This is a genomic window from Pseudorhodobacter aquimaris (genome assembly GCF_001202025.1).
GTDB classification, from domain to species: domain Bacteria; phylum Pseudomonadota; class Alphaproteobacteria; order Rhodobacterales; family Rhodobacteraceae; genus Pseudorhodobacter; species Pseudorhodobacter aquimaris.
Genome location: NZ_LGHS01000076.1, coordinates 160,577 through 183,553 on the forward strand (window position 1 = coordinate 160,577; position 22,977 = coordinate 183,553).

The following is a 22,977-nucleotide window of genomic DNA, read 5'->3' on the forward strand; positions in this document are numbered from 1 at the left end:
CCGCAGCAGCTCAGCCATTAACGGCGCGCAGAACGCGCTTGCGCAGTGTTTTGCTGATTTGCGTTGATACCGCCTGTGCGACCGGCGGCGGAAAGGCGTTGCCGACCTGCCGGTAGGCGCTGGTCTTGGAGCCGGTGAAATGCCAGTCATCGGGAAAGCCCTGAATGCGGGCGACCATGGGCACGGTCAGCCGCGGCATGCCGCTGTGAAAGGGATCGGGGGCCTCAGGGGCGACGGTGCGCCCCTCGACGCCCAAGGTGGCCCATGCGGCGCGCGCGCGGGTCGGGCCAAGATCGGGGCCGCCGTGCTTTTTGGAGCCGCCAACGATGGTCGGCGCAATCTCATCCGCCTTTGCAGCCCAGTCATCAGCCCCGCGCCAGCCGCCCGCCGCCATCAAATCACGCAGGGTTTCGCCAACGGTGGGCGGGTTATGCGGATTGGGTTCCGGCCAGTCAAAGAATTCGGCGCGCTCTTTGGGAATCGCGACGATCACAACGCGGGGCCGCAGTTGTGGCACCCCGTAATCCGAGGCATTCAACAGCCGCCAGTCCGTCTTGTAGCCCAGCTTATCAAGCTGCGTTTTCAGGCGTTCGCGGTAGTCATGGAAAACCGCGCCCAAAAAGCCGCGCACGTTCTCGATCATCACGGCGCGGGGGCGGGCGGCATCGATAATATCAATGGCATCGTTAAAGAGGTTACGCTCGTCCAATTCGCCAAGCTGTTTGCCCGCTACGGAAAACGGCGGGCAAGGCAGACCGCCGGCCAAAAGATCCATCCCCCTGAAATCCGCCGCCCGTTCCTTGAAGATACGCATATCTTCTTCCAGCACATTCCATTCAGGACGGTTATGGCGCAGGGTGGCACAGCAATGTTTGTCGATCTCGACCAGCGCGGTGTGGGCGAACCCGGCTTGCTCCAGCCCAAGGGCCTGGCCGCCAGCTCCAGCGCAGAGTTCTACAGATGTCAGCATATTGCTCGCCCTCTTTTCGCACATACAAGCTGTTGTGGTTGACAAGGTCAACAGTCGAACTGATGTCAGATAGTTGTTCTCAATTCGTTCTTACCGGTTCCGCCGCATGTGGGCAAGTATGATTAGACGAGGAAAACGCCGTGGCGCTGAACGCAAAAAGGCCGCCAGTGGGTGACTTTTTGAATGCTGCATCTTGGTCGTCCTGAAATTAGAGCGGGCGAGGTGATACTTGTGTCCGACCCTAACCTTGGCAATCCTTCGATTTGATTGGTGTCTCGTAAGTGTTTCAAATTGTTATTGGTGAGTAAAGAGGCTTGGCAAAAATGTGCCTTAAACGGGTGTGAATTGGGGTAATTTTCCTGAAGGTTTGGCAAATTTGGCAACGAATTGGCGGGAAGGTAGTAAATAAAGTGATCATAATTGCTCAACAAGAATACATGATGAGCATGTCGGATGAAGATGCCAAGAACCAGTTGGGAATGCTTCTTGATACAGCACTGCAAGCCCCCGATCCCCTTGACAAGCACAGTCGGTCATCTGCTCGGTGGAAGAGTTCGAGCGTCTTACAACCGGGCGCAAAGATGAAATATTTTGCATGAGGGGGTGTGATGACATAGCCGCCTGATAAGCTACGACCCTACCATATTTTTCACGTTGATCGCCTTCAGTCTATCATGGCGGATGGTTGTTTGTGGTCTGACGCTGAGGCGAGACAAATGGGGGCGAAGGGCACAACTGTCGGTGTGTCCACAATCACAGATCGCACTCTCCATTGTCATGGCATCCCGATGTCAGGGACGATCCTAGCTTTTCGACCAGTTGGCGGGCTTGTTAAGATGGATCAGAATTTCATTTCGGGCTGCTAATCGCATTGGTTCTGGTTTGCTGGCGTCAGCCTCGTCAGGGGTTAATATTTCATGCGTCGGCTGCAGGCATTCGCCGTTCTAAGAGGCCAGCGACCTGCCGATGCCGGCATTGGCCTCTGAACTTTGCGTCGGTTAGTGGATCACTCCGGTCGCCACTGGTGAATTGCCCTGCCTGATCCGTGTTAAATATTTTCGGTGTGGCGTGGCGTGGTTGGCCACCCATTATGAAAGTTCATGATCAAGCATGTCGGTTTATGTGATTACCAGCACCCTTGGCGAAGGGGTTCATGGGGGCATCCGACTTTTCATCGGCCCCCGCGCTGCACCGCAAATTGGCAAAGCAGATTTCGTTCTCGTCGATCATTAATGAGTTTGGTGAACTGCTTGGGCTGTTGTTCGACAAGCTAAACATGAACATGCGAACGCTTCGAAAAATGATCGTGCAGTTTATGAAAAGTCGAAGCGGGGCGCTACGCTTGGCGCTGCGGCGTATGCCGACATTGACAAGGACATTGTCGAACTGCTTTCCCCGGCGTTGTCGATACTTGCCGAAAGTGTGCCCGGTTCGGTGTATGGCGCGGTTAATGAATGCGCCGTAACTTCGGGCTTTCTTACCGGCTTCACCATTGCCGAATATGACGGCAAGGCAACAAAGCGAACTTCAATCGGAATTGTTGTGCTTGTTCGCCGACGACGCCCCACAGCCGCAAGACATCCCCGCTATTTTGGCCACCGTAGCCAACAACCCCGCGCCGCTAAAGCCGAGGCAGAAACAACGTAACTTTGTTCACCTTGCCGACGGCACCGAAATCAAAATCAAAAGGAACTGACTAAATGGTCTTTGTTAACACCCCTCACGCGCAACAAACCATGCAATCCCTTGCAACGGACGCGGGGTGCAAAGCCCTAATGGGCGATTGGAAGAAATACGACGCGACAGCTGCAACGAAACTTGCAAAAGTGCATCATGCCGCTTTCGCTGGGGGAATGACCATGCCCACAATTGCCGAAACCCAATTGAAAAAACGGTCGGCTTGGCTTGCCGCGTCAAGCGCTGGCGAAAAGCCACCTATGGGCTACAGGATCGTTTACGGCCCCTATGGGCAGCTTGTGACCTGCGGGCTGGACGATTTGCCGCCCGGTCCGTCGGGTGGTTCGGGTCAGGCAAGGACAAACCCTGCGCCAAGCGGTTGCTTCTGCGGGCCTTAACCCCGACGCTGACCGCTTGATTGTGGGCAGTCCCGAAGCCTGTTTCTGAAATCCAAGGGCCAACTTGGACCGACTGCCCCGGTTGCTGCTAAGTGCCGGTTTTATTAATTGCGAAGGCACGTCGTCGGGATGGGGCGCTTCTGACATCCTGTGACACCAAGGCGGCGGGTCTTTTGCGTCGGCTTCACCCGCTTCATCCCATGTCTATCCGGTCCACATCCAAACTTGCCAATTGTCGCCGCGTGTCTTCACGCGATAGAACTGCAAGCAGCCAAGTGGTGTTTCAGGTCGCCTAGCGTAAATGTATGCGACATTTGTAACCCCCTTCTAAGTTCGCGTTTAGTTCGTATTCTGGCGTTGAACTGGCCGCGAAGCAACGGTCGGACTTTTCGTTGCGGTCGCTTGGTTCCGCGTGATGCCTATGTGATACCCGTAGACGCAACAAAAAAGCCGCCCAAGGGCGGCTTTTTGTAGGTCTTGTTAAAGACCACCGAAATTGGAGCGGGCGAGGCGATTCGAACGCCCGACCCTAACCTTGGCAAGGTTATGCTCTACCCCTGAGCTACGCCCGCACTCCCTTTCGGTGAGGCAGGGTTTACAAAGCAGGCGCGGCGGCTGCAAGAGGGAAAACGCATCGCCGGTAACTTTTTTGCATTTTTTTCCAAATTTCTTCTGAGCGGCGGGGCGGGCAGTGATGCTTTGACTTGTTTTACAGGGCGTTAGGGGGGCGGGATTGCAATTATCTGCGGCGCTGCCTATGCCAAAGGGAACCAGTAAAGGATCTGTCTGATGACACTTGATGAATTGTTGGCGCGCAGCGGTGGCGTTTGCGAGTTTTGTGGCGATGAGACCCGCCTTGAGGGGGTCGAGGTGGACCCTGTCGGGCCCGTGGTGCTTTGCGCTGTGTGTCGCGGGGAGCGTCCGGATACGCCCGGGCACTGGCGTTGCCTTGAAGGGGCCGCATGGTCAGGCGTGCCTGCGGTGCAATATGCGGTCTGGCGCCGTTTGCGCGCGCTGGAAGAGGATTGGGCCGCCGAGCTTTTGGACGGTATGATCTTGTTGCCGGAGGTGCAGGCGGTGGTTGACGCGCCCGAGGCCGTAGAGCACCGCGACAGCAACGGCACCTTGCTGGCAACCGGGGATACGGTGGTCTTGATCAAGGATCTGCCGGTCAAGGGCGGTGGTTTCACCGCCAAGCGAGGCACAGCCGTGCGGGGAATTTCGCTTGTGGCTGACAATGCCGCCCATATCGAGGGGCGCGTTGATGGCCAGCGTATCGTCATTCTGACGGAGTTCGTGAAGAAGAAATAAGTGTTTTCATCTTGGGGGCAGGAAACTATATCCTACGCTTGTAATTTGCTGTTCCGTGATCCCTGGGCAGTTCGATGGAGATTTCCGATGAAGAGTTTCATTCTGGCCTTGGCTGCCGTTTCGGTTTTTGCGGTGGCGCATGCGCAAACCGTTGTCGAGGACCTTGACGGCGACGGCGCCTTTTCTATGTCAGAACTGTCAGCAGCCTATCCGGCGATGACCGCGACGCAATTTGCTTCGGCTGATCGCAACACCGATGGCACGGTTGATATGGGTGAACTGGCCAAGGCCGTTTCGGCCGGAACCATTTCCGAATAAAAGGCAGGGGCAGCGGTTGCCCCTGCAGTTCCCTTGATAGGGCTGGATCACTCCAGCTCTATCAACAGGTCTTTGGCGTCGATTTGTGCGCCGGGGGCGATATGGATGGCCTTGACGGTTGCGGCGCGCTCGGCATGCAGGCCCGTTTCCATCTTCATCGCCTCGATCGTCAGCAACAGATCGCCCGCATTCACCTTTTGCCCGACACTGACCCCGAGGCTGGCAATAGAGCCGGGCATCGGTGCGCCGATGTGGTTTGCGTTGCCCTCTTCGGCTTTGGGTTTGGCGGCGGTCTTGGCCTTGATTGCGCGGTTCGGCACGCGGATCACACGCGGCTGGCCGTTCAATTCAAAGAACACCTTTACCTCGCCGTCGTCGCCGGTTTCGCTGACCGCTTGCAGGCGGATTTCAAGCGTTTTACCCTCGGCGATCTCGGCCGAGATTTCCTCGCCTGCGTCCATCCCGTAAAAGAAGGTGCGGGTGGGCAGGCTGCGCACCGGCCCGTACAGGCGGTGGCGGGTGCGGTAATCCATGAACACCTTGGGGTACATCAGATAGCCGTTCAGATCCTCGTCATCGACGGTTTCCTCATCGGGTTCCTCGGCCCCTGCGGCCAGTTCGGCGGCCAGCTTGGCGCGGGTCGCATCCATGTCGACGGGCGGCAGGTTCGCGCCGGGGCGCTCGGTCGATGGGGCCTCTCCTTTCAGCACCTTTTGCACGATCGCTTCCGGCCAGCCACCATGCGGCTGGCCCAGATTGCCGCGCAGCATATCGACGACCGAGTCAGGGAACACCACCTCGACCGCCGGATCCTCAACCTGCGCGCGGTTAAGTCCTTGGGCAACCATCATCAGGGCCATATCGCCCACGACCTTGGATGAGGGCGTAACCTTGACGATATCGCCGAACATCTGGTTCACATCGGCATAGGTCTGCGCCACCTCATGCCAGCGCTCCTCCAGCCCCAATGACCGCGCTTGGGCCTTGAGGTTGGTGAACTGGCCGCCGGGCATCTCGTGCAGGTAAACCTCCGACGCAGGCGCTTGCAGACCGGATTCGAAGGCCGCGTAATGCGCGCGCACCCCTTCCCAATAGTTCGAAATCTCGCGGATCGCCCCGATATCAAGGCCGGTGTCGCGGTCGGTATGGGCCAGCGCCTCGACGATCGTGCCCAAAGTGGCCTGACTGGTGTTCCCCGAGAGCGCATCCATCGCGCAATCCACCGCATCGACGCCCGCATCGGCGGCGGCAAGGATGGTCGCACAGGCAATGCCTGCGGTATCATGGGTGTGGAAATGGATCGGCAGGCCGACCTCTTCTTTCAGCGCCTTGATCAACACACGGGCGGCGGCAGGTTTCAACAGGCCCGCCATATCCTTCAACCCCAGCACATGCGCGCCGGCGGCCTTCAGCTCCTGCCCCATGGTGACATAATATTTCAGGTCATATTTGGCCCGATCCGGGTTCAGCATATCGCCGGTATAGCAGATCGTGCCCTCACAGACCTTATCGGCCGCAACCACCGCATCCATCGCCACACGCATGTTTTCGACCCAGTTCAGGCTGTCAAACACGCGGAACACATCGACGCCGGTTTCGGCTGCCTGGGTCACAAATCCCTGCACCACATTGTCGGGGTAATTGGTATATCCAACCCCGTTAGAGGCACGCAGCAGCATTTGCGTCATCACATTGGGCATCGCCGCACGAATATCGCGCAGCCGTTGCCATGGGCATTCCTGCAAGAAACGATAGGCCACGTCAAAAGTCGCACCCCCCCAACATTCCACACTGAACAGCCCACCCAGATTGGCCGCATAGGTTGGCGCCACGCGGATCATATCGATGGACCGCATCCGGGTGGCCAAAAGCGACTGGTGCCCGTCGCGCATTGTGGTGTCGGTAATCAAAAGCTTGGTCTGCGCGCGCATCCAGTCGGCGACCGCTTGGGGGCCTTTTTGTTCCAGCAGGTTGCGGGTGCCCATTGGCGGGGCGTTGCGCAGGGCGGGCGGCTTGGGCTCGCGGATCTCGGTCATCGGGATGGGGCGTCCCGCGGTTTCGGGATGCCCGTTGACGGTGATATCCGCGATATAGGTCAGGATTTTCGTGGCCCGGTCCCGGCGTTTCTTGAAATCCATCAGTTCCGGCGTGGTGTCGATGAATTTGGTCGTATAGGTATTATCCAGAAATGTCGGATGTTTCAGCAGGTTCTCGACAAAGGCGATATTGGTGGAGACCCCCCTGATCCGAAACTCGCGCAGGGCGCGGTCCATCCGTTTGATCGCGGCTTCGGGGGTTTGGGCCCAAGCGGTCACCTTGACCAAAAGGCTGTCGTAATACCGCGTAATCACCCCGCCGGCATAGGCGGTGCCACCATCCAGACGGATCCCCATGCCGGTGGCCGAACGGTAGGCCGTGATGCGCCCGTAATCGGGGATGAAGTTGTTTTGCGGGTCCTCGGTCGTGACACGGCATTGCAGCGCGTGCCCCGAGAGCGTGATATCGCCCTGGCTTGCCGCGCCCGTCGCCTCGGCGAGGGTCTTGCCTTCGGCGATGCGGATCTGGGCCTGCACGATGTCGATACCGGTGACCTCTTCGGTCACGGTATGTTCGACCTGAACGCGGGGGTTTACCTCGATGAAATAGAATTTCCCGTCATCCATATCCATCAGGAATTCGACGGTGCCCGCACATTCATAGCCGACATGGGCGCAAATCTTGCGGCCCAGCTCGCAAACCTCGGCACGTTGGGCATCGGTCAGATAGGGGGCCGGCGCACGTTCCACCACCTTTTGGTTGCGGCGCTGTACGGAGCAATCACGTTCGTACAAATGGTAAATCTGCCCGTGTTTGTCGCCAAGGATCTGTACCTCGACATGGCGGGCGCGCTGGATCATCTTTTCGAGATAGCCTTCGCCATTGCCAAAGGCGGCCTCGGCTTCACGGCGGCCTTCCTTGATCTTGTCGATCAGCTCATCCTCGGACAGGATCGGGCGCATGCCGCGACCGCCGCCGCCCCATGACGCCTTGAGCATCAAGGGATAGCCGACCGTGGCCGCCTCGGCCTTGATCGCGTCAAAATCATCGCCCAGAACTTCGGTTGCGGGGATCACCGGTACGTCGGCCTCAATCGCGACACGGCGGGCAGATGCCTTGTCGCCCAAGGCCCGCATCGTTGCGGCTTTCGGCCCGATAAAGGTGATACCCGCCTTGTCACAGGCATCAACGAAATCAGGATTTTCCGAGAGCAGCCCGTAGCCGGGATGGATCGCATCGGCGCCCGACATCTTGGCCACACGAATGATCTCGGGGATGCTGAGATAGGCGCCGACTGGCGACAGTCCCTCACCGATGCGGTAGGCCTCATCCGCCTTGAAACGGTGGAGGCCAAGCTTGTCTTCCTCGGCGTAAACCGCCACGGTTTTCTTGCCCATCTCATTGGCGGCCCGCATGATGCGGATGGCAATTTCCCCTCGGTTTGCGATCAGGATTTTGCGAAACTCAGCCATGGCGGGATCCAATATGTTGGTGAATTTGGCCGCAGTTTATGCACGCCGCACCGCAGCGCAATAGACTATTTGCCTTTTTTTGAAACATTTCTGCAATAATTGGCATAATGAATGAGCGCCATATGCTTTCAAACGTATGCGTCAGGCCTGTGTGTCTTGCAGAACATTGTGCGAACAGGGCTTTTCGTGGCCGCGCAAACTGGCTAAGCTGGCCGAATGAACGGATTTGATGAAAATGATGCCTTTGAGGCTGCCGCCGCACCCGCCCCGCAGGTGCCCTTGTCGCAGCGTGCAATGGCCGCGCGGCCGGCACCCTATCTGGACGACCTCAACCCCGCGCAGCGCGCCGCGGTAGAGGCGCTGGACGGCCCTGTATTGATGCTTGCGGGGGCGGGAACGGGCAAAACCAAGGCGCTGACCACGCGGATTGTGCATCTGCTCAATACCGCCCGTGCCAACCCGCATGAGATTTTGGCCGTGACCTTTACCAATAAGGCCGCGCGCGAGATGAAGCTGCGCGTGGGGCGGCTGATGGGGCAATCGGCGGATGGCATGAAGTGGATGGGGACGTTCCATTCCATCTCGGTCAAAATCCTGCGCCGTCATGCCGAATTGGTCGGGCTGAAATCAAATTTCACGATTCTGGATAGTGATGACCAGCTCAGGCTTTTGAAACAGCTTATCGCCGCCAGCAATATTGACGAAAAACGCTGGCCTGCCCGCATGTTGGCCGGCGTGATCGACAGCTGGAAAAACCGGGCCTGGACGCCGCAAAAGGTGCCGTCTTCCGAGGCATCGGCCTATAACGGCCGCGGGACCGAGCTTTATGAACAATATCAGGACCGTTTGCGCAGCCTGAACGCCACAGACTTCGGTGACTTGCTCTTGCACACCGTTACCCTGTTTCAGGCGCATCCCGATATTCTGGCGCAGTATCAGCGCTGGTTCAAATATATCCTCGTGGACGAATATCAGGATACCAACGTCGCCCAATACCTCTGGCTGCGGCTGTTGGCGCAAGCGCATAAAAATATCTGCTGTGTGGGCGATGACGATCAGTCGATCTATGGCTGGCGCGGGGCCGAGGTCGGCAATATCCTGCGGTTTGAAACCGATTTCCCCGGCGCCGAGGTGGTCCGGCTGGAACAAAACTACCGCTCCACCCCGCATATTCTTGCGGCGGCCTCGGCGGTGATTGCGGCCAACTCGGGGCGCTTGGGCAAGACCCTATGGACCGACCGCGAAGAGGGCGAGAAGCTGCGGCTGATCGGTCATTGGGACGGTGAGGAAGAAGCCCGCTGGATCGGGGATGAGGTCGAAAGCCTGCAACGTGGCACCCGGGCAATGGAGGCGCAGAGCCTTGATAATATGGCTATTCTGGTCCGCGCCTCGCATCAGATGCGCGCGTTTGAGGATCGTTTCCTGACCATTGGCCTGCCGTACCGCGTGATCGGCGGTCCGCGATTCTATGAGCGGTTGGAGATTCGCGACGCGATGGCCTATTTCCGCCTGGCTGTTTCCCCCGAGGATGATCTGGCCTTTGAGCGGGTAATCAATACCCCCAAACGCGGGCTGGGCGATAAGGCGCGCCAAAACATCCAACGGCGCGCGCGCGAAGGCGGGTTGACGCTTTTGGAGGGCGCACGGGCCTTGTTGGCCGAGGGCGGGATTTCCGGCAAAGGGGCAGGGCAGCTGCGCGCCTTTACTGATGGGATGGCGCGTTGGCATGACGCCACGCTGGTGCCCAATTACGACCATATCGAGCTGGCCGAGGCGATGCTGGAGGAATCCGGCTATACCGCCATGTGGCAAAACGACAAATCCCCCGAGGCGCCGGGCCGGTTGGAGAACCTCAAAGAGCTGGTCAAGGCGCTGGATAACTTTGAGAACCTGCAAGGGTTTTTGGAACACGTCAGCCTGATCATGGAAAATGAGACCGAAGAGCAGGGTGCCAAGGTCAGCATCATGACGCTCCACGCCGCCAAAGGTCTGGAATTTCCGGTGGTGTTCTTGCCGGGGTGGGAGGATGGTCTGTTCCCCTCACAGCGCAGCATGGACGAAAGCGGTGCCAAAGGCTTGGAAGAAGAGCGCCGTCTGGCCTATGTCGGCATCACCCGGGCCGAGGCGCTTTGCACCATTTCTTTTGCCGCCAATCGCAGAGTTTACGGGCAATGGCAAAGCCAGCTTCCCAGCCGGTTCATTGATGAGCTTCCGGCGGATCATGTCGACATCCTCACCCCGCCCGGCCTTTATGGCGGGGGGTACGGTGCCGCGGCCCCTGCGCCCAAGATCGAGGAACGTGCGGCCAGTGCCGATGTCTATAACTCTCCGGGGTGGCGGCGGATGCAGGAACGCTCTGCGCAACGCGGCACCAGCCAGCCCCGAGAGGCGAAAGGCAGCGTGATTGACCTTGCGGCGGTATCGTCCTTTACCCAAGGTGACCGCGTGTTCCACCAGAAATTCGGCTATGGCACCATTAAGGCGATCGAGGGTGACAAGCTGAGCGTGGCCTTTGACAAGGCCGGAAACAAGCATGTCGTCGCGGGATTCGTCGTGGCTGCTGATCAGGCGCATGACCTGCCGTTTTAAGGCATAAGGTTTTTCAAAATCCGAACTGCATTTTGCGCCTGTGAACATGGTTCATCGGCGTAAAAATGGTGTCCAAGATAAAGTCTGGGAGGGGAGGGAAACAGGCGGCGCGCAGGGAGGAGGAGCGCGCCGCCGTTCCATCTTGTCCGTACCCTCGAGGGAGGAGGAAGGGACGGACAATGGCAGTAGGGTCATGCAACGCGCGACCCAAAGGTTTCGTAGCGGCCCCCGGGAGGAGGATAGGGACCGCCACGCTTACGTCCGGCCAGGGAGGAGGAGAGGCCGGGCATCTGCATCGGGGAGGTCGCATGGACCTACACCCTGAAACTTTGCGCAGCGACCCCCGGGAGGAGGATAGGGGCCGCTGCATATCCCATCCGGCTCAGGGAGGAGGAGCCGATTGGTATTCATGAAGGCCGAGCCTTCGTATAAGGTCGGCGACACAAGGGAGGAGGAGTGTCGCCGTTTTCAAACAAGCGCCCGAGGGAGGAGGAGGGCCCTTGTCCGAATTCTGTTGTTACTTCCCGTAGGCTGCCTCAAGGGCGATACGGGTGATCATGCTGCGGGAGATACCCAGATCATTCAATTCGCGTGTCGACAGACCGCGCATCTCCGACACGGTCTGGTTATAGACGCGGCGGCTGTGCATTGCTTCTTTGGTGGACTTCACAAGGCTTGTGATCCGGTCCATCAGGCCCAGGTTGCCAGCAGATGTTGTGCTTGTATAAGCCATTTTTATGTCTCGCTTCTTTTCTTTCAAAGCGCGTCTTGTTGCGCTGTTGAAACTAAGATGGGGCATATGCTGCAATTGCACAACGCCCATTGCTGCATTGCAGCTATGCGTTTTGGGAATGGCAGGTTAAGGAATTAACGTAAGGTAAACAAAGGGTAATCCAGCGCCTTTTGGGTTTTATCGGGAAATATAGCAGTGGCCCTTGCCCTTCGTCAGCAAAGTGACATTCTGCAAGGGAACATTTGGAGTGGATTTTATGGCTTTGGATAAAGAAACGGTACTGGCGGCACTGGACGGCGTGGCTTTGCCCGACGGCGGAACGCTGGTTTCGCGGGATCTGATCAGGGCGCTGACGGTCGAGGCGGGCACCGTCCGTTTCGTGATCGAGGCACCAACACCCGAGGAGGCCCGCGCGCTCGCTCCGGCCCAGACCACGGCCGAGGCTGCGGTGCGGGCGCTGCCGGGGGTGACATCGGTGCAGGCGGTGACAACCGCCCATGGTCCTGCGGCCAATCCGCCCAGCCTGAAAATCGGCCAGCACCCCAAGCCGCAGCAGGGCGGCCCGGCACCGATAAGCGGGATTGACCGGATTGTAGTGGTTGGTTCGGGCAAGGGAGGGGTAGGGAAATCCACCGTCTCCTCCAACCTGGCGGTCGCCTTGGCAAAACAGGGTCGGCGTGTGGGGCTATTGGATGCTGATATCTATGGGCCGTCACAGCCGCGGATGATGGGGGTGTCCAAGCGCCCGGCCTCGCCGGACGGCAAGACGATCATCCCGCTTCAGGCGCATGGTGTGACCGTGATGTCGATCGGCTTGATGCTCAAAGAGGATGAGGCGGTGGTCTGGCGCGGCCCGATGATCATGGGGGCGTTGCAGCAGCTGCTCTCGCAGGTGGAATGGGGCAAGCTGGATATTCTGATCGTGGATCTGCCGCCGGGCACAGGGGATATCCAGTTGACGTTGTGCCAGCGGACCAAGCTGACGGGCGCGATTGTTGTGTCTACGCCGCAGGATGTGGCGATGCTGGATGCACGCCGGGCGCTGGATATGTTCGAAAAGCTGAAAACGCCGGTGCTGGGGCTGATCGAAAACATGTCCACCTATATCTGTCCCAATTGCGGCCATGAAGCGCATTTGTTCGGCCATGGCGGCGTGGCGGCCGAGGCGGCCAAGATCGGTGTACCTTTCCTGGGGGAACTGCCGTTGGAGCTTGATACCCGCTTGGCCGGGGATGCAGGTACGCCGATTGCCTTGGGGGATGGCCCGGCCGCCAAGGCCTATGCCGCCTTGGCTGCGCGGTTGATTGCAGGCGGTATGGCCTGACATTCACCTTCAAAGATCCGGCGAAGGGCCGCGCAGGAATAGCCCTGCGCGGCCCTTCGTTGTCAGGCGTTGGGATTTTATGGGACAAGTGGCAAGCCCGAATGGGATGGTTTGGGATTTACGTCGTTCCCATCCAGATTTCCGAATCAAATTCGTTTTTGGCGAGCAGCTTTGGGGCCGCTGTCTTATACTGGGCGCTGTGTCATCCCTGAAAACTGCGGGTTTCCGGAAATATTTTTGAAAATAATGGGATTATTTGGGAATTAGTTGTTTTGATGGGCAGCCCCCATATGTTGTGTGTCTGTCGCCGCCTTGCAGTACAGTTAGCTTAGATTGATACAGTTTTTGCACCAAATGCTGTTTTTGAGCCTGGTCGGAAACAAGATCTGCCCTGTCGCGCCCAAAATTTTCCATTGCGTCCCATGAAATCCCATGGCATTCATTGTTCACGGAAGCAAAGAACGGGCAAAACAAATAGGGGCGATTCAAAAGACTCCGAATAGGCAGAAAAAGCAGGCTCATACAGGCAACCGCTTTTTTGCTTCCGACGAACAACTGATCCGGCGCGCGAGCGAGCAGACATCCCCCAGGTGGCGCGCGCAGTCGGTTTCCCCGCAAGCGGGATAGGGCGGCGGATTGGGCAGTGGCAGCAGCTCAATCCGCCGTTTCCCGTTCAAGGGGCAGTTATTGGGACGAGGGCGCAAGGGGCAAACAAACCGTGTCGGAAGACTTTAGAGGCGAATACTACCAGAAGGTAGATAGCAAGGCGCGGGTCTCTATTCCTGCGGCCTTTCGCCGTGTCCTCGACGCAGGTGACCCGCCAAGCGCCGATTACCCCCGCACCCGTATCGTGATCGTCTATGGCGGCAAATCGCGCCAGTTCGTTGAATGCTATACCGTGCGCGATGCCGACCTTCTGGCCGCGCGCGTACGCAAGCTTCCCATAGGCTCCAAACAGCGCGAGATCGCAGAGCGTGATCTGATCACCCGCTCTCTCACCGTGGAAATTGATGAAAACGGCCGTATTGTCCTGCCGCAAAAGGTGCGTGACAAGATCGCATTTGACGATGGCGGCGAGACGGCCTTTGCCGGTGCGCTGGACCGGTTCAAGATCTGGAAGCGCGAGACCTATGATTTTGTCAACGGCAATCTGGATGACGAAGAAGATGAGTTGCCAGAAGGTGTGGATGTGTTGTCGCTGCTCAGCGGCGTAGATCAGGGGGAATAGGCCTTGGAACCCTGCGATCCCACAGGTCGCCCGCATATTCCGGTTCTGATCGGCCCGTTGGTGGATGCTGTTGGCCCGGTCACAGGTCATTGGCTTGACGGTACGTTCGGGGCGGGTGGCTATACGCGCGCCTTGCTTGCGGCGGGGGCCGATAGCGTAACCGGCGTGGACCGCGACCCGCTGGCGCTGGAGATGGCTGCCGCTTGGGCCCCTGAATATGGCGACAGGTTGCGGCTTGTTGCGGGTACGTTTTCACAACTCGATCATTATGCGGATGCGCCGCTGGACGGGATCGTGCTGGACCTTGGCGTATCGTCGATGCAGTTGGACCAGGCCGCGCGGGGGTTCTCCTTTGCCAAGGAGGGCCCTTTGGATATGCGCATGGCGCAAGACGGTGAAAGCGCGGCCGATCTGGTCAATACTGCCTCTGAGGAAACCCTTGCCGATATCCTGTATCACTATGGCGAGGAGCGCGCCTCGCGCCGGATTGCACGGGCAATTGTGGCCGCGCGCACGGCCCAGCCGATCACCACCACGCTGCAATTGGCCGCGATTGCGGCGGGCTGCTTGCCGCGCCCGAAACCCGGCCAATCGCACCCCGCCACCCGCAGTTTTCAGGCGATCCGTATTGCGGTAAACACCGAATTCAATGAGCTGATCGAAGGGCTTATGGCCGCCGAACGCGCGCTCAAACCCGGTGGTATGCTGGCGGTTGTGACCTTTCACAGCCTTGAGGACCGGATCGTCAAACGGTTTTTCCAGAACCGCGCGGGCAAGGATGCCCAGACCAACCGCTATGCCCCCGCGCGGGATGAGGCCGTGCCACGGTTTACGCTTGTGACCAAAGGCGCGGTGGCCCCTGATGCCGAGGAAATCGCGGCCAACCCGCGCGCGCGGTCGTCCAAATTGCGCGTGGGCAAGCGGACCGATGCCCCTTCGGCAAAGGTTGATCCTGCCGTACTTGGTGTGCCGATGCTGCCCACGTCCTCCGGTTCGAAAAGACCTCCGAAATCCAGACCACCGACCAGACCAGCGAAAGGACATCGTTGATGCGCCCCCTGCTTTTTATCCTCTCTGCCGTGGTTCTGATGTCGCTTGCCTTTTGGGCCTACCGCGAAAACTATGCCACACAGCGCGCGCAAAAGGATGTGACCGCCCTGACCCGCGAAATCGCCCATCTACGAGAGGCGCTCTCGCAGCAGCGCGCGGAATGGGCCTATCTTAACCGTCCGTCGCGGCTGCGCGATCTTGTGGTGCTCAACTTTGACAGCCTGGGCCTTTTGCCGATGGAGCCAGAGCAATTCGGCCGGGTAGAGCAGGTCGCCTATCCGCTGCCGCCGCTGTCGCTGCCGGAGCTGGGCATGCCTGTGGATACGATGGGACTGATTTCTGATGAGATGGAGGATACGCCATGATCCGCACCCCCCTTCGCCCGCTTGCGCGTATTCTGTCTGCGCGTGCAAAGGGTGAAAACCCTGATTATATTGAACGTGAGAACATCCGCCTGCGGGCCGAGACTACCCGGGCGCGCGCCCAAAACCGGGCCGAGGGGCGGTTGCTTTTGCTTGGCTTGGCCTTTTTTGCCGCCTTTATGGTGGTTGGTGCGCGCATGGGGCTTTTGGCGGCAAGTGAGCCGATGGAACCGCGCTCAGCCGGGTTGGGGGCGGAAATCAGCGGCAGGCGGGCTGATATTACCGATCGCAACGGTCGGATTCTGGCGACGAATTTCTCCACCCATGCGCTTTATGCCCACCCCAAACAGATGATTGACCCCGCCCGTGTCGCGCTGGAACTGTCGGCCCTGTTCCCCGAGATGAAGGCGGAGGATCTGGAGCGGCGCTTTACCGATGGGCGTTCCTTCCTGTGGTTGCGCAAGAAGTTGAGCCCCGAGCAGATGCAGGCCGTCCATGACATCGGCGATCCGGGGCTGTTGTTTGGTCCGCGCGACATGCGGCTTTATCCCAATGGCAAGCTGGCCTCGCATATCCTTGGCGGGGCGTCCTTTGGGGCCGAAGGCGTGCATTCCGCCGAGGTGATCGGCATTGCCGGTGTCGAACGCGCGTTGGATTCGCGGCTACGTGACCCGGCACAGGCCGCAACCCCGCTGGCGCTGTCCATCGATATGACGGTGCAAACCGCCATGCATGAGGTGCTTGAGACCGGCATGTTAATGATGAACGCCAAGGCGGCAGCGGGTGTGTTGATGGATGTGCACACCGGAGAGGTGCTCTCTTTGGTGTCCTTGCCCGATTTTGATCCCAACGACCGCCCCACACCCTTACTGAAGGGCGATCCCGCTGACAGCCCTTTGTTCAACCACGCCGTTCAGGGCGTGTATGAGCTGGGCTCTACCTTCAAGATTTTCACCACCTCGCAGGCGATGGAACTGGGGCTGGTCAATGCCAATACGATGGTGGATGCCGATGCGCCGCTGCGCTGGGGTAAGCACCGGATCGGTGAGTATGAGGGCAAGAACTATGGCCCGCTGTTGTCGGTAACGGATGTGATTGTGAAATCCTCCAACGTAGGCACCGCGAATCTGGCGTTGAAAATCGGCGGAGAGCGCCAGCAGGAATTTTTCAAATCCCTCGGGTTGTTCGATCCTGTTCCGCTGGAGCTGTCCGAGGCATCGGGGGCCGCACCCCTTTTGCCCAAGCGTTGGGCGGATATCGTGACGATCACCTCTTCTTACGGGCACGGCATGTCGGCCAGCCCGATGCATCTTGCCACCGCCTATTCCGCGATTGCAAATGACGGGGTGATGTTGACGCCCACATTGTTGCGCCGTGACAGCCCGCCTGCAGGAAAACGCATTCTGTCGTCCGAGAACGCCCGGGCTGCGGCCTTGATGTTGCGTCAGGTGGTGACCCGCGGCACCGCCAGCTTTGGCGAGGTTGACGGCTATGAGGTTGCCGGCAAAACCGGCACTGCCGATAAGGTGAAACGTGGTGGCGGCTATGATAAGGGTAAGAATATCAATACGTTTGCTGCAATGTTTCCGGCCTCGGATCCACAATATGTGCTTGTGGTGACGCTGGATGAAGCCTCGGATAATTCCAGCACCCGCCCGCGCCGTACCGCCGGTTGGACCGCCGTGCCCGTCGCCGCCGAGGTGATCCGCCGCACAGCGCCCTTGTTGGGGCTAAGACCACAGATTGAATATGCCCCCCTGAATGCGGTATCAGCCTCCGTACAGTAACGGTAAAAATGGACAAGGCGATGACACAGGCCACAAAACTCTCTGATCTTGGCCTGACGGCACGTGGCGGCGCCAACCCCGATATCACGGGGCTTTGTGTTGATAGCCGCGCGGTGCGCGACGGTGTGCTGTTTGCCGCCTTGCCCGGATCTGTGGTCCATGGGGCGGAATATATCCGTGCGGCTGTCACCCGCGGGGCCTCGGCCATTTTGACCGATGCCGAGGGGGCCGCGATTGCGCGTGATGATCTGGGCGATGCGGCCTTGATCGTGACCGAGGATGCACGTCAGGCGCTGGCCTATGCGGCGGCCCTCTGGTCGGGCGCACAACCTGAAACCATTGTCGCGGTGACGGGGACCAACGGCAAAACCTCGGTTGCGACCTTTACTCGTCAGATCTGGATGGGGCTGGACCATGCCGCCATCAACATCGGCACCACGGGGGTTGAGGGGGCTTGGCACGCGCCCTGCGCCCATACCACGCCCGAACCGATCACCCTGCACCGGCTTTTGGCAGATGCCTCGGGGGCGGGGATCACCCATGCCGCGATGGAGGCCTCATCCCACGGGCTGGACCAGCGCCGCCTTGACGGGGTGCGGCTTGATGCAGCGGGCTTTACCAATTTCACCCAAGATCACCTTGATTATCACCACAGCTTTGACGCCTATTTTGACGCCAAAGCGGGGCTTTTCACACGGATTTTGCCCGAAGACGGTGTCGCCGTCATTAATATCGATGATCCGCGCGGTGAGGATATGGCCGCCCTTGCCGAGGATCGCGGGCAGGATGTGCTGCGCGTGGGGCGCAACGCTGCGGCCGATCTGCGTATTCTGGGCCAGCGTTTTGATGCGACGGGTCAGGACGTGCGCATCGAATGGCTGGGCGAGGCGCACCAGATCCGGCTTTCGCTGATCGGCGGGTTTCAGGCGGATAATGTCGTGCTGGCCGCAGGGCTTGTGATTGCGGGCGGTGATGATCCGGCACGGGTATTTGCGGCCCTGCCACAGTTGACGGGCGTGCGCGGCCGGATGGAGCTGGCCGCCACCCGTGAAAATGGCGCCAGCGTCTTTGTCGATTATGCCCATACGCCCGATGCGTTGAAGACCGCGCTGAAGGCGCTGCGCCCGCATGTTATGGGGCGTATCGTCGTGGTCTTCGGGGCAGGTGGCGACCGTGACACCACCAAGCGCCCCTTGATGGGCAAGGCCGCGGCCGAACATGCCGATGTCTTGATCGTCACCGATGATAACCCCAGATCCGAAGATCCGGCCGAGATCCGCGCCGCGATCATGGCCGCATGTCCTGATGCCAGCAATGTCGGTGACCGGGCCGAGGCGATCTTGCGCGGGGTCGACAGCCTTGGCCCCGGCGATGCCTTGCTGATCGCGGGCAAGGGCCACGAATCCGGTCAGACGGTCAAAGGGCAGGTTTACCCCTTTGATGATGTCGAGCAGGCCTCGATCGCGGTGGCCGCCCTTGACGGCATGATTTGACGCAGGCCGCTTGATAAACCTGGCGCGGGGCAGTGAACCGGCCATTTGATACCAAAAGGATACCACCATGACGTCGCTCTGGACCGCCCAAGATGCCATCGCAGCCACAGGGGGCAGCTCTCCCACCGGCTGGGTTGCAAGCGGGGTTTCCATTGATACGCGCAGCTTGCAAAAGGGTGATCTGTTTGTCGCGCTAAAGGATGTCCGCGACGGGCATGATTTTGTCGCTGACGCCCTGGCCAAAGGGGCGGCCGCAGCCCTTGTCAGCCGGATCCCCGAAGGGGTGGCCGAGGATGCGCCCCTGCTGGTGGTTCCCGATGTTCTGAAGGCGTTGGAGGACCTGGGCCGCGCCGCGCGTGCGCGAACCTCGGCGCGGGTGATCGGGGTGACGGGCTCGGTCGGGAAAACCTCGACCAAGGATATGTTGCGCGCAGGTTTTGCGGGGCAGGGAACGGTGCATGCAGCCGAGGCCAGCTATAACAACCATTGGGGTGTGCCGCTGACACTGGCGCGGATGCCTGCGGATGCCGATATTGCGGTGATAGAGATCGGCATGAACCACCCTGGCGAAATCGCGCCCCTGTCGCAAATGGCGCGCCCGCATGTGGCGATCATCACCACCGTTACCTCGGCGCATCTTGAGGCCTTTGAGAATGTCGAGGGTATTGCCCATGAAAAAGCCGCGATCTTTGACGGGCTGGAGGAGGGGGGGACCGCGATCCTACCGGCCGATTTGACGGTGACGCCGATCCTGACGGCGCGGGCGTCATTGGCCGGTGTGCGCACGGTGCTGTTTGGCACCCATGCGCAGGCTGATTACCGGTTGACGGATGTGCAGATCACTGAATTTGCCACCATCGCGCGGGCACGCCATGCGGGGCAGGATATGCTGTTTAAACTTGCGACACCGGGAAAACATTTTGCGGCCAATGCGCTGGCCGTTCTGGCGGCCTCGGATGCGCTGGATCTGGACCGCGCGATAACCACAACCGACCTTGGCCATTGGGCACCACCCGCAGGGCGCGGCACGCGTGAGGTTATCATGCTGGATGAGGTCGAAGGACTCTCTGTCGGGTTGATAGACGATGCGTTCAACGCCAATCCGGCCTCGGTTTCGGCCGCGCTTGATCTGCTGGCGGCCTGTCAGCCGACCGACCGCGTTGGCCGCATCAGCAAGGGCCGCCGTATCGCGGTTCTGGGCGATATGCTGGAACTTGGCCCGACCGAAGACGCGCTGCACACTGCCCTCGCGGGCCATCCCGCCTTGGCGCATATCACCCTTGTCCATTGCGTTGGTCCCCGTATGCGTGTGTTGCACTCTGCCTTGCCTAAATCCAAACGTGGTCACTGGGTGGAAACAGCCGAGGAATTGTTGCCCAAGGTGTCACAATTGGTCGATGCGGGCGATATTGTGCTGGTTAAAGGGTCCAAGGGCATCAAGGTCAGCAGGGTGGTTGACGCCTTGCGCAAATTGGGGCAACCCAGCGCCCTACATCAAGGAAACGCATGAATGCTCTATTGGCTTACTGAATTTTCGGACGGCGGCGATGTTTTCAACTTGTTTCGCTATATCACCTTCCGGGCAGGCATGGCGTTTTTCACATCACTTGTGTTCGGATTCATCTTTGGCAAACCGCTGATCAATCTGCTGCGGCGTCGTCAGGGTAAGGGTCAGCCGATCCGCGATGACGGCCCGCAGGGGCATCTTGCCAAAGTGGGCACACCGACGATGGGCGGCTTGCTGATCCTGTCGGCACTATTGTTTTCGACCCTGCTTTGGGCGCGGCTGGATAATGCTTATGTCTGGATCGTGCTGGGGGTGACCTTTTCCTTTGGCATGATCGGTTTTGCCGACGATTACGCCAAAGTGTCCAAGCAAAACACCAAGGGTGTGTCGTCACGGGTGCGTTTTGGCCTTGGGCTGATCATTGCCGTTCTGGCAACGACGGCGGCGGCGCATTACCACCCCGAGGGGCTTTCCTATAATCTCGCCTTGCCGGTGTTCAAGAATGTGCTGCTTGATCTTGGCTGGTTCTTTGTGCCCTTCGGGATGATCGTGATCGTCGGTGCGGCCAATGCGGTCAACCTGACGGACGGGCTGGACGGGCTGGCGATTATGCCGGTGATGATCGCGGCCTCTACTTTGGGTGTGATTTCCTATATCGTCGGCAACTATAACTATACCGATTATCTGGGCGTCCATTTCATTCCCGGCACGGGGGAGCTGTTTATCTTTACTGCTGCCCTGTTCGGTGGTGGGCTGGGGTTCTTGTGGTATAACGCCCCACCTGCGGCTGTGTTCATGGGCGATACCGGATCGCTGGCTTTGGGCGGTGCGCTTGGCGCCATTGCGGTTTGCACCAAGCATGAGATCGTTTTGGCGATCGTTGGTGGTTTGTTTGTGGTGGAGGCGCTGTCGGTCATCATTCAGGTGCTTTACTTCAAACGTACGGGGCGGCGGGTGTTTTTGATGGCCCCGATCCATCACCACTTTGAAAAGAAGGGCTGGGCAGAGCCGCAGATCGTCATCCGCTTCTGGATCATCTCTTTGATCCTTGCGCTGATCGGGCTGGCCACGTTGAAACTGCGTTAACCTTGCGTGATGGGGGCTTGAACCCCCCCGCCTTGCGCGCCCATTGTGCGGGGAAACCTGTTTGAAAGGCGCGCCATGATTCCCGTTATCTGTTTTGCTGACCAGAGGGTTGCTGTTCTCGGGCTTGGCCGCTCCGGCCTTGCGACGGCGCGGGCCTTGCGTGCCGGTGGTGCGGTGCCGGTCGTCTGGGATGACAGCGCCGAGGCACGCGAGGCCGCACAGGTTGAGGGGTTCGAATGCACCGATCTGGGACGTAACGGGGCGTTTGACGGGGTGGCAGCCCTGATCACCTCGCCGGGTATCCCGCATCTTTATCCTGAACCCAACCGCGTGATCGAGGCCGCCCTGAAGGTCGGCGTTCCGGTGGACAATGACATTGGCTTGTTCTTTCGCAGCTTTGCCAATGACGATTGGGACGGGTTTGACACCACGCCCCGCGTTATCGCCGTGACGGGTTCAAATGGCAAATCCACCACGACCGCATTGATCCATCATATTCTGGAGGTGGCAGGCAGGCCGTGCCAGATGGCGGGCAATATCGGGCGCGGGGTCTTGGACATTGATCCGGGCGTCGACGGTGAGGTGGTGGTGCTGGAGCTGTCGAGCTACCAGACAGAGCTTGCGCGTTCATTGACCCCCGACATTGCCGTTTTCACCAACCTCTCGCCCGATCATCTGGATCGTCACCACGGCATGGGGGGCTATTTCGCCGCCAAGCGCCGCTTGTTTGCCGAGGGCGGGCCGGACCGTGCCGTGATCGGTGTGGATGAGGTGGAGGGGCAGTTCCTTGCCGGGCAAATGGCCGAAGGGCCGCAGGATGATCGGGTGATCCGGATTTCCGCGGGGCAAAAGCTTGAAGGCTTTGGCTGGTCGGTTTTTGTGCGCAAAGGGTTCCTGAGTGAATGGCGCAAGGGGCGGCAGGTGGCCTCGATCGATCTGCGTGCCATTGCGGGGCTGCCGGGGGCGCATAACCATCAAAACGCCTGCGCGGCCTATGCGGCGGTGCGCAGCCTCGGGATCGGACCGAAGCTGATCGAGCAGGCATTTCACAGCTTTGGCGGCTTGCCGCACCGTAGTCAACTGGTGGGCGAACGCGGCGGCGTGCGTTTTGTCAACGACAGCAAGGCCACCAATGTCGATAGCGCGGCCAAGGCCTTGCAGGCCTTTGCGCGGATCCGCTGGATCGCGGGGGGCATGGGCAAAGAGGGGGGCATCAAGGGGCTGGTCCCCCATTTGGGCGCGGTGACCAAAGCCTATCTGATCGGCCATTCCGCCCGCGATTTCGCGCTGGAGCTGGGCGATACCCCTTATGAGCTGTGCGAAACCATGGCCGTCGCGGTAGAGCGCGCCGCCGCCGAGGCCGAGGCGGGCGAGGTGGTTTTGCTTGCCCCGGCGGCGGCCTCTTTTGACCAATATCCGAATTTCGAGAAGCGCGGGGATGATTTCTGCGCCTGTGTCAAAGCAGCACTTGACGGGTAGCTGCCACCGGCAGCTTTACCTAAGGGCGACTGAGGCGCGCAGGGGCACAAAGACAGGCTTTGGAAAATGCCCGTTTTGGCGGCATCCGGGCCGCTTCCCTCTAGCCATGGGCTGCGTTCTTCGCTAAACTTTATGCAAGATCCGGGGAAACATCCG

At 59.5% G+C, this 22,977-nt stretch carries 16 protein-coding genes and 1 tRNA gene; 13 read left to right on the top strand and 4 right to left on the bottom strand.

All coding sequences use genetic code 11. From position 1 onward, the window contains the following. Positions 1-10: 10 nt before the first annotated feature. Positions 11-970: a DNA cytosine methyltransferase gene (locus AKU94_RS17625; RefSeq protein WP_050528556.1), complete on the bottom strand. Its 960-nt coding sequence runs from the start codon at positions 968-970 to the stop codon at positions 11-13. Positions 971-1,614: 644 nt separating this feature from the next. Here AKU94_RS17625 and AKU94_RS20960 point away from each other — a divergent pair. Further along, complete coding sequence (locus tag AKU94_RS20960; RefSeq protein ID WP_408633712.1) at positions 1,615-1,836, top strand: DarT ssDNA thymidine ADP-ribosyltransferase family protein; 222 nt, start codon at positions 1,615-1,617, stop codon at positions 1,834-1,836. Positions 1,837-3,542: 1,706 nt separating this feature from the next. On the opposite strand, the gene AKU94_RS17635 is transcribed toward AKU94_RS20960, so the two are convergent. Then, positions 3,543-3,617, bottom strand: a tRNA-Gly gene (locus tag AKU94_RS17635). 217 nt (positions 3,618-3,834) lie between these two features. Between AKU94_RS17635 and AKU94_RS17640 the strand changes: the two genes are divergently transcribed. Beyond that, complete coding sequence (locus tag AKU94_RS17640; RefSeq protein WP_050528558.1) at positions 3,835-4,356, top strand: alkylphosphonate utilization protein; 522 nt, start codon at positions 3,835-3,837, stop codon at positions 4,354-4,356. Positions 4,357-4,443: 87 nt separating this feature from the next. Further along, positions 4,444-4,674: an EF-hand domain-containing protein gene (locus tag AKU94_RS17645; protein ID WP_050528559.1), complete on the top strand. Its 231-nt coding sequence runs from the start codon at positions 4,444-4,446 to the stop codon at positions 4,672-4,674. Between the two features lie 47 nt (positions 4,675-4,721). Here AKU94_RS17645 and AKU94_RS17650 read toward each other — a convergent pair whose 3' ends face one another. Next, complete coding sequence (locus tag AKU94_RS17650; RefSeq protein ID WP_050528560.1) at positions 4,722-8,183, bottom strand: pyruvate carboxylase; 3,462 nt, start codon at positions 8,181-8,183, stop codon at positions 4,722-4,724. A gap of 216 nt (positions 8,184-8,399) precedes the next feature. Between AKU94_RS17650 and AKU94_RS17655 the strand changes: the two genes are divergently transcribed. Next, the gene (locus tag AKU94_RS17655) at positions 8,400-10,772 is read left to right on the top strand and encodes an ATP-dependent helicase (RefSeq protein WP_050528561.1); all 2,373 of its coding nucleotides are present in this window, start codon (positions 8,400-8,402) and stop codon (positions 10,770-10,772) included. 517 nt (positions 10,773-11,289) lie between these two features. On the opposite strand, the gene AKU94_RS19415 is transcribed toward AKU94_RS17655, so the two are convergent. Next, complete coding sequence (locus AKU94_RS19415) at positions 11,290-11,505, bottom strand: DUF1127 domain-containing protein (RefSeq protein ID WP_157056602.1); 216 nt, start codon at positions 11,503-11,505, stop codon at positions 11,290-11,292. A gap of 256 nt (positions 11,506-11,761) precedes the next feature. On the opposite strand from AKU94_RS19415, the gene AKU94_RS17665 reads away from it, so the two are divergent. The 9 genes from AKU94_RS17665 to murD all read left to right on the top strand — a co-directional run bounded on the left by AKU94_RS17665 (position 11,762) and on the right by murD (position 22,821). After that, positions 11,762-12,829 (top strand): Mrp/NBP35 family ATP-binding protein, encoded by a 1,068-nt coding sequence (locus AKU94_RS17665; protein WP_050528737.1) that lies wholly within the window; start codon positions 11,762-11,764, stop codon positions 12,827-12,829. 718 nt (positions 12,830-13,547) lie between these two features. Beyond that, complete coding sequence (locus AKU94_RS17675; RefSeq protein WP_050528564.1) at positions 13,548-14,057, top strand: division/cell wall cluster transcriptional repressor MraZ; 510 nt, start codon at positions 13,548-13,550, stop codon at positions 14,055-14,057. Between the two features lie 3 nt (positions 14,058-14,060). Next, a complete protein-coding gene (gene rsmH, locus AKU94_RS17680) occupies positions 14,061-15,107 on the top strand; it encodes a 16S rRNA (cytosine(1402)-N(4))-methyltransferase RsmH (RefSeq protein WP_083445123.1) in 1,047 nt (348 codons plus the stop codon). Next, positions 15,107-15,472 carry a cell division protein FtsL gene (gene ftsL / locus AKU94_RS17685; protein ID WP_050528565.1) on the top strand — a complete coding sequence of 122 codons (366 nt, stop codon included), beginning with the start codon at positions 15,107-15,109 and terminating at the stop codon, positions 15,470-15,472. Before rsmH ends, ftsL begins: the two co-directional genes overlap by 1 nt. Further along, the gene (locus AKU94_RS17690) at positions 15,469-17,256 is read left to right on the top strand and encodes a peptidoglycan D,D-transpeptidase FtsI family protein (RefSeq protein WP_050528566.1); all 1,788 of its coding nucleotides are present in this window, start codon (positions 15,469-15,471) and stop codon (positions 17,254-17,256) included. The genes ftsL and AKU94_RS17690 overlap by 4 nt, the downstream gene beginning before the upstream one ends. Before the next feature lie 20 nt (positions 17,257-17,276). Then, positions 17,277-18,749, top strand: coding sequence for a UDP-N-acetylmuramoyl-L-alanyl-D-glutamate--2,6-diaminopimelate ligase (locus tag AKU94_RS17695; RefSeq protein WP_050528738.1), 1,473 nt, complete (start codon positions 17,277-17,279; stop codon positions 18,747-18,749). Between the two features lie 67 nt (positions 18,750-18,816). After that, positions 18,817-20,259: a UDP-N-acetylmuramoyl-tripeptide--D-alanyl-D-alanine ligase gene (locus AKU94_RS17700; RefSeq protein ID WP_050528567.1), complete on the top strand. Its 1,443-nt coding sequence runs from the start codon at positions 18,817-18,819 to the stop codon at positions 20,257-20,259. After that, positions 20,260-21,342, top strand: coding sequence for a phospho-N-acetylmuramoyl-pentapeptide-transferase (mraY, locus tag AKU94_RS17705; RefSeq protein ID WP_050528568.1), 1,083 nt, complete (start codon positions 20,260-20,262; stop codon positions 21,340-21,342). Positions 21,343-21,417: 75 nt separating this feature from the next. Continuing rightward, the gene (gene murD, locus AKU94_RS17710) at positions 21,418-22,821 is read left to right on the top strand and encodes a UDP-N-acetylmuramoyl-L-alanine--D-glutamate ligase (RefSeq protein ID WP_050528569.1); all 1,404 of its coding nucleotides are present in this window, start codon (positions 21,418-21,420) and stop codon (positions 22,819-22,821) included. Positions 22,822-22,977 lie beyond the last annotated feature (156 nt).

Bases quoted from the DNA above. Each gene is read 5' to 3' on its own strand.
- AKU94_RS17625 (WP_050528556.1), bottom strand. From the start codon at position 970: ATGCTGACATCTGTAGAACTCTGCGCTGGAGCTGGCGGCCAGGCCCTT.
- AKU94_RS17640 (WP_050528558.1), top strand. From the start codon at position 3,835: ATGACACTTGATGAATTGTTGGCGCGCAGCGGTGGCGTTTGCGAGTTT.
- AKU94_RS17645 (WP_050528559.1), top strand. From the start codon at position 4,444: ATGAAGAGTTTCATTCTGGCCTTGGCTGCCGTTTCGGTTTTTGCGGTG.
- AKU94_RS17650 (WP_050528560.1), bottom strand. From the start codon at position 8,183: ATGGCTGAGTTTCGCAAAATCCTGATCGCAAACCGAGGGGAAATTGCC.
- AKU94_RS17655 (WP_050528561.1), top strand. From the start codon at position 8,400: ATGAACGGATTTGATGAAAATGATGCCTTTGAGGCTGCCGCCGCACCC.
- AKU94_RS19415 (WP_157056602.1), bottom strand. From the start codon at position 11,505: ATGGCTTATACAAGCACAACATCTGCTGGCAACCTGGGCCTGATGGAC.
- AKU94_RS17665 (WP_050528737.1), top strand. From the start codon at position 11,762: ATGGCTTTGGATAAAGAAACGGTACTGGCGGCACTGGACGGCGTGGCT.
- ftsL (WP_050528565.1), top strand. From the start codon at position 15,107: ATGCGCCCCCTGCTTTTTATCCTCTCTGCCGTGGTTCTGATGTCGCTT.
- AKU94_RS17690 (WP_050528566.1), top strand. From the start codon at position 15,469: ATGATCCGCACCCCCCTTCGCCCGCTTGCGCGTATTCTGTCTGCGCGT.
- AKU94_RS17695 (WP_050528738.1), top strand. From the start codon at position 17,277: ATGACACAGGCCACAAAACTCTCTGATCTTGGCCTGACGGCACGTGGC.
- AKU94_RS17700 (WP_050528567.1), top strand. From the start codon at position 18,817: ATGACGTCGCTCTGGACCGCCCAAGATGCCATCGCAGCCACAGGGGGC.
- mraY (WP_050528568.1), top strand. From the start codon at position 20,260: ATGCTCTATTGGCTTACTGAATTTTCGGACGGCGGCGATGTTTTCAAC.
- murD (WP_050528569.1), top strand. From the start codon at position 21,418: ATGATTCCCGTTATCTGTTTTGCTGACCAGAGGGTTGCTGTTCTCGGG.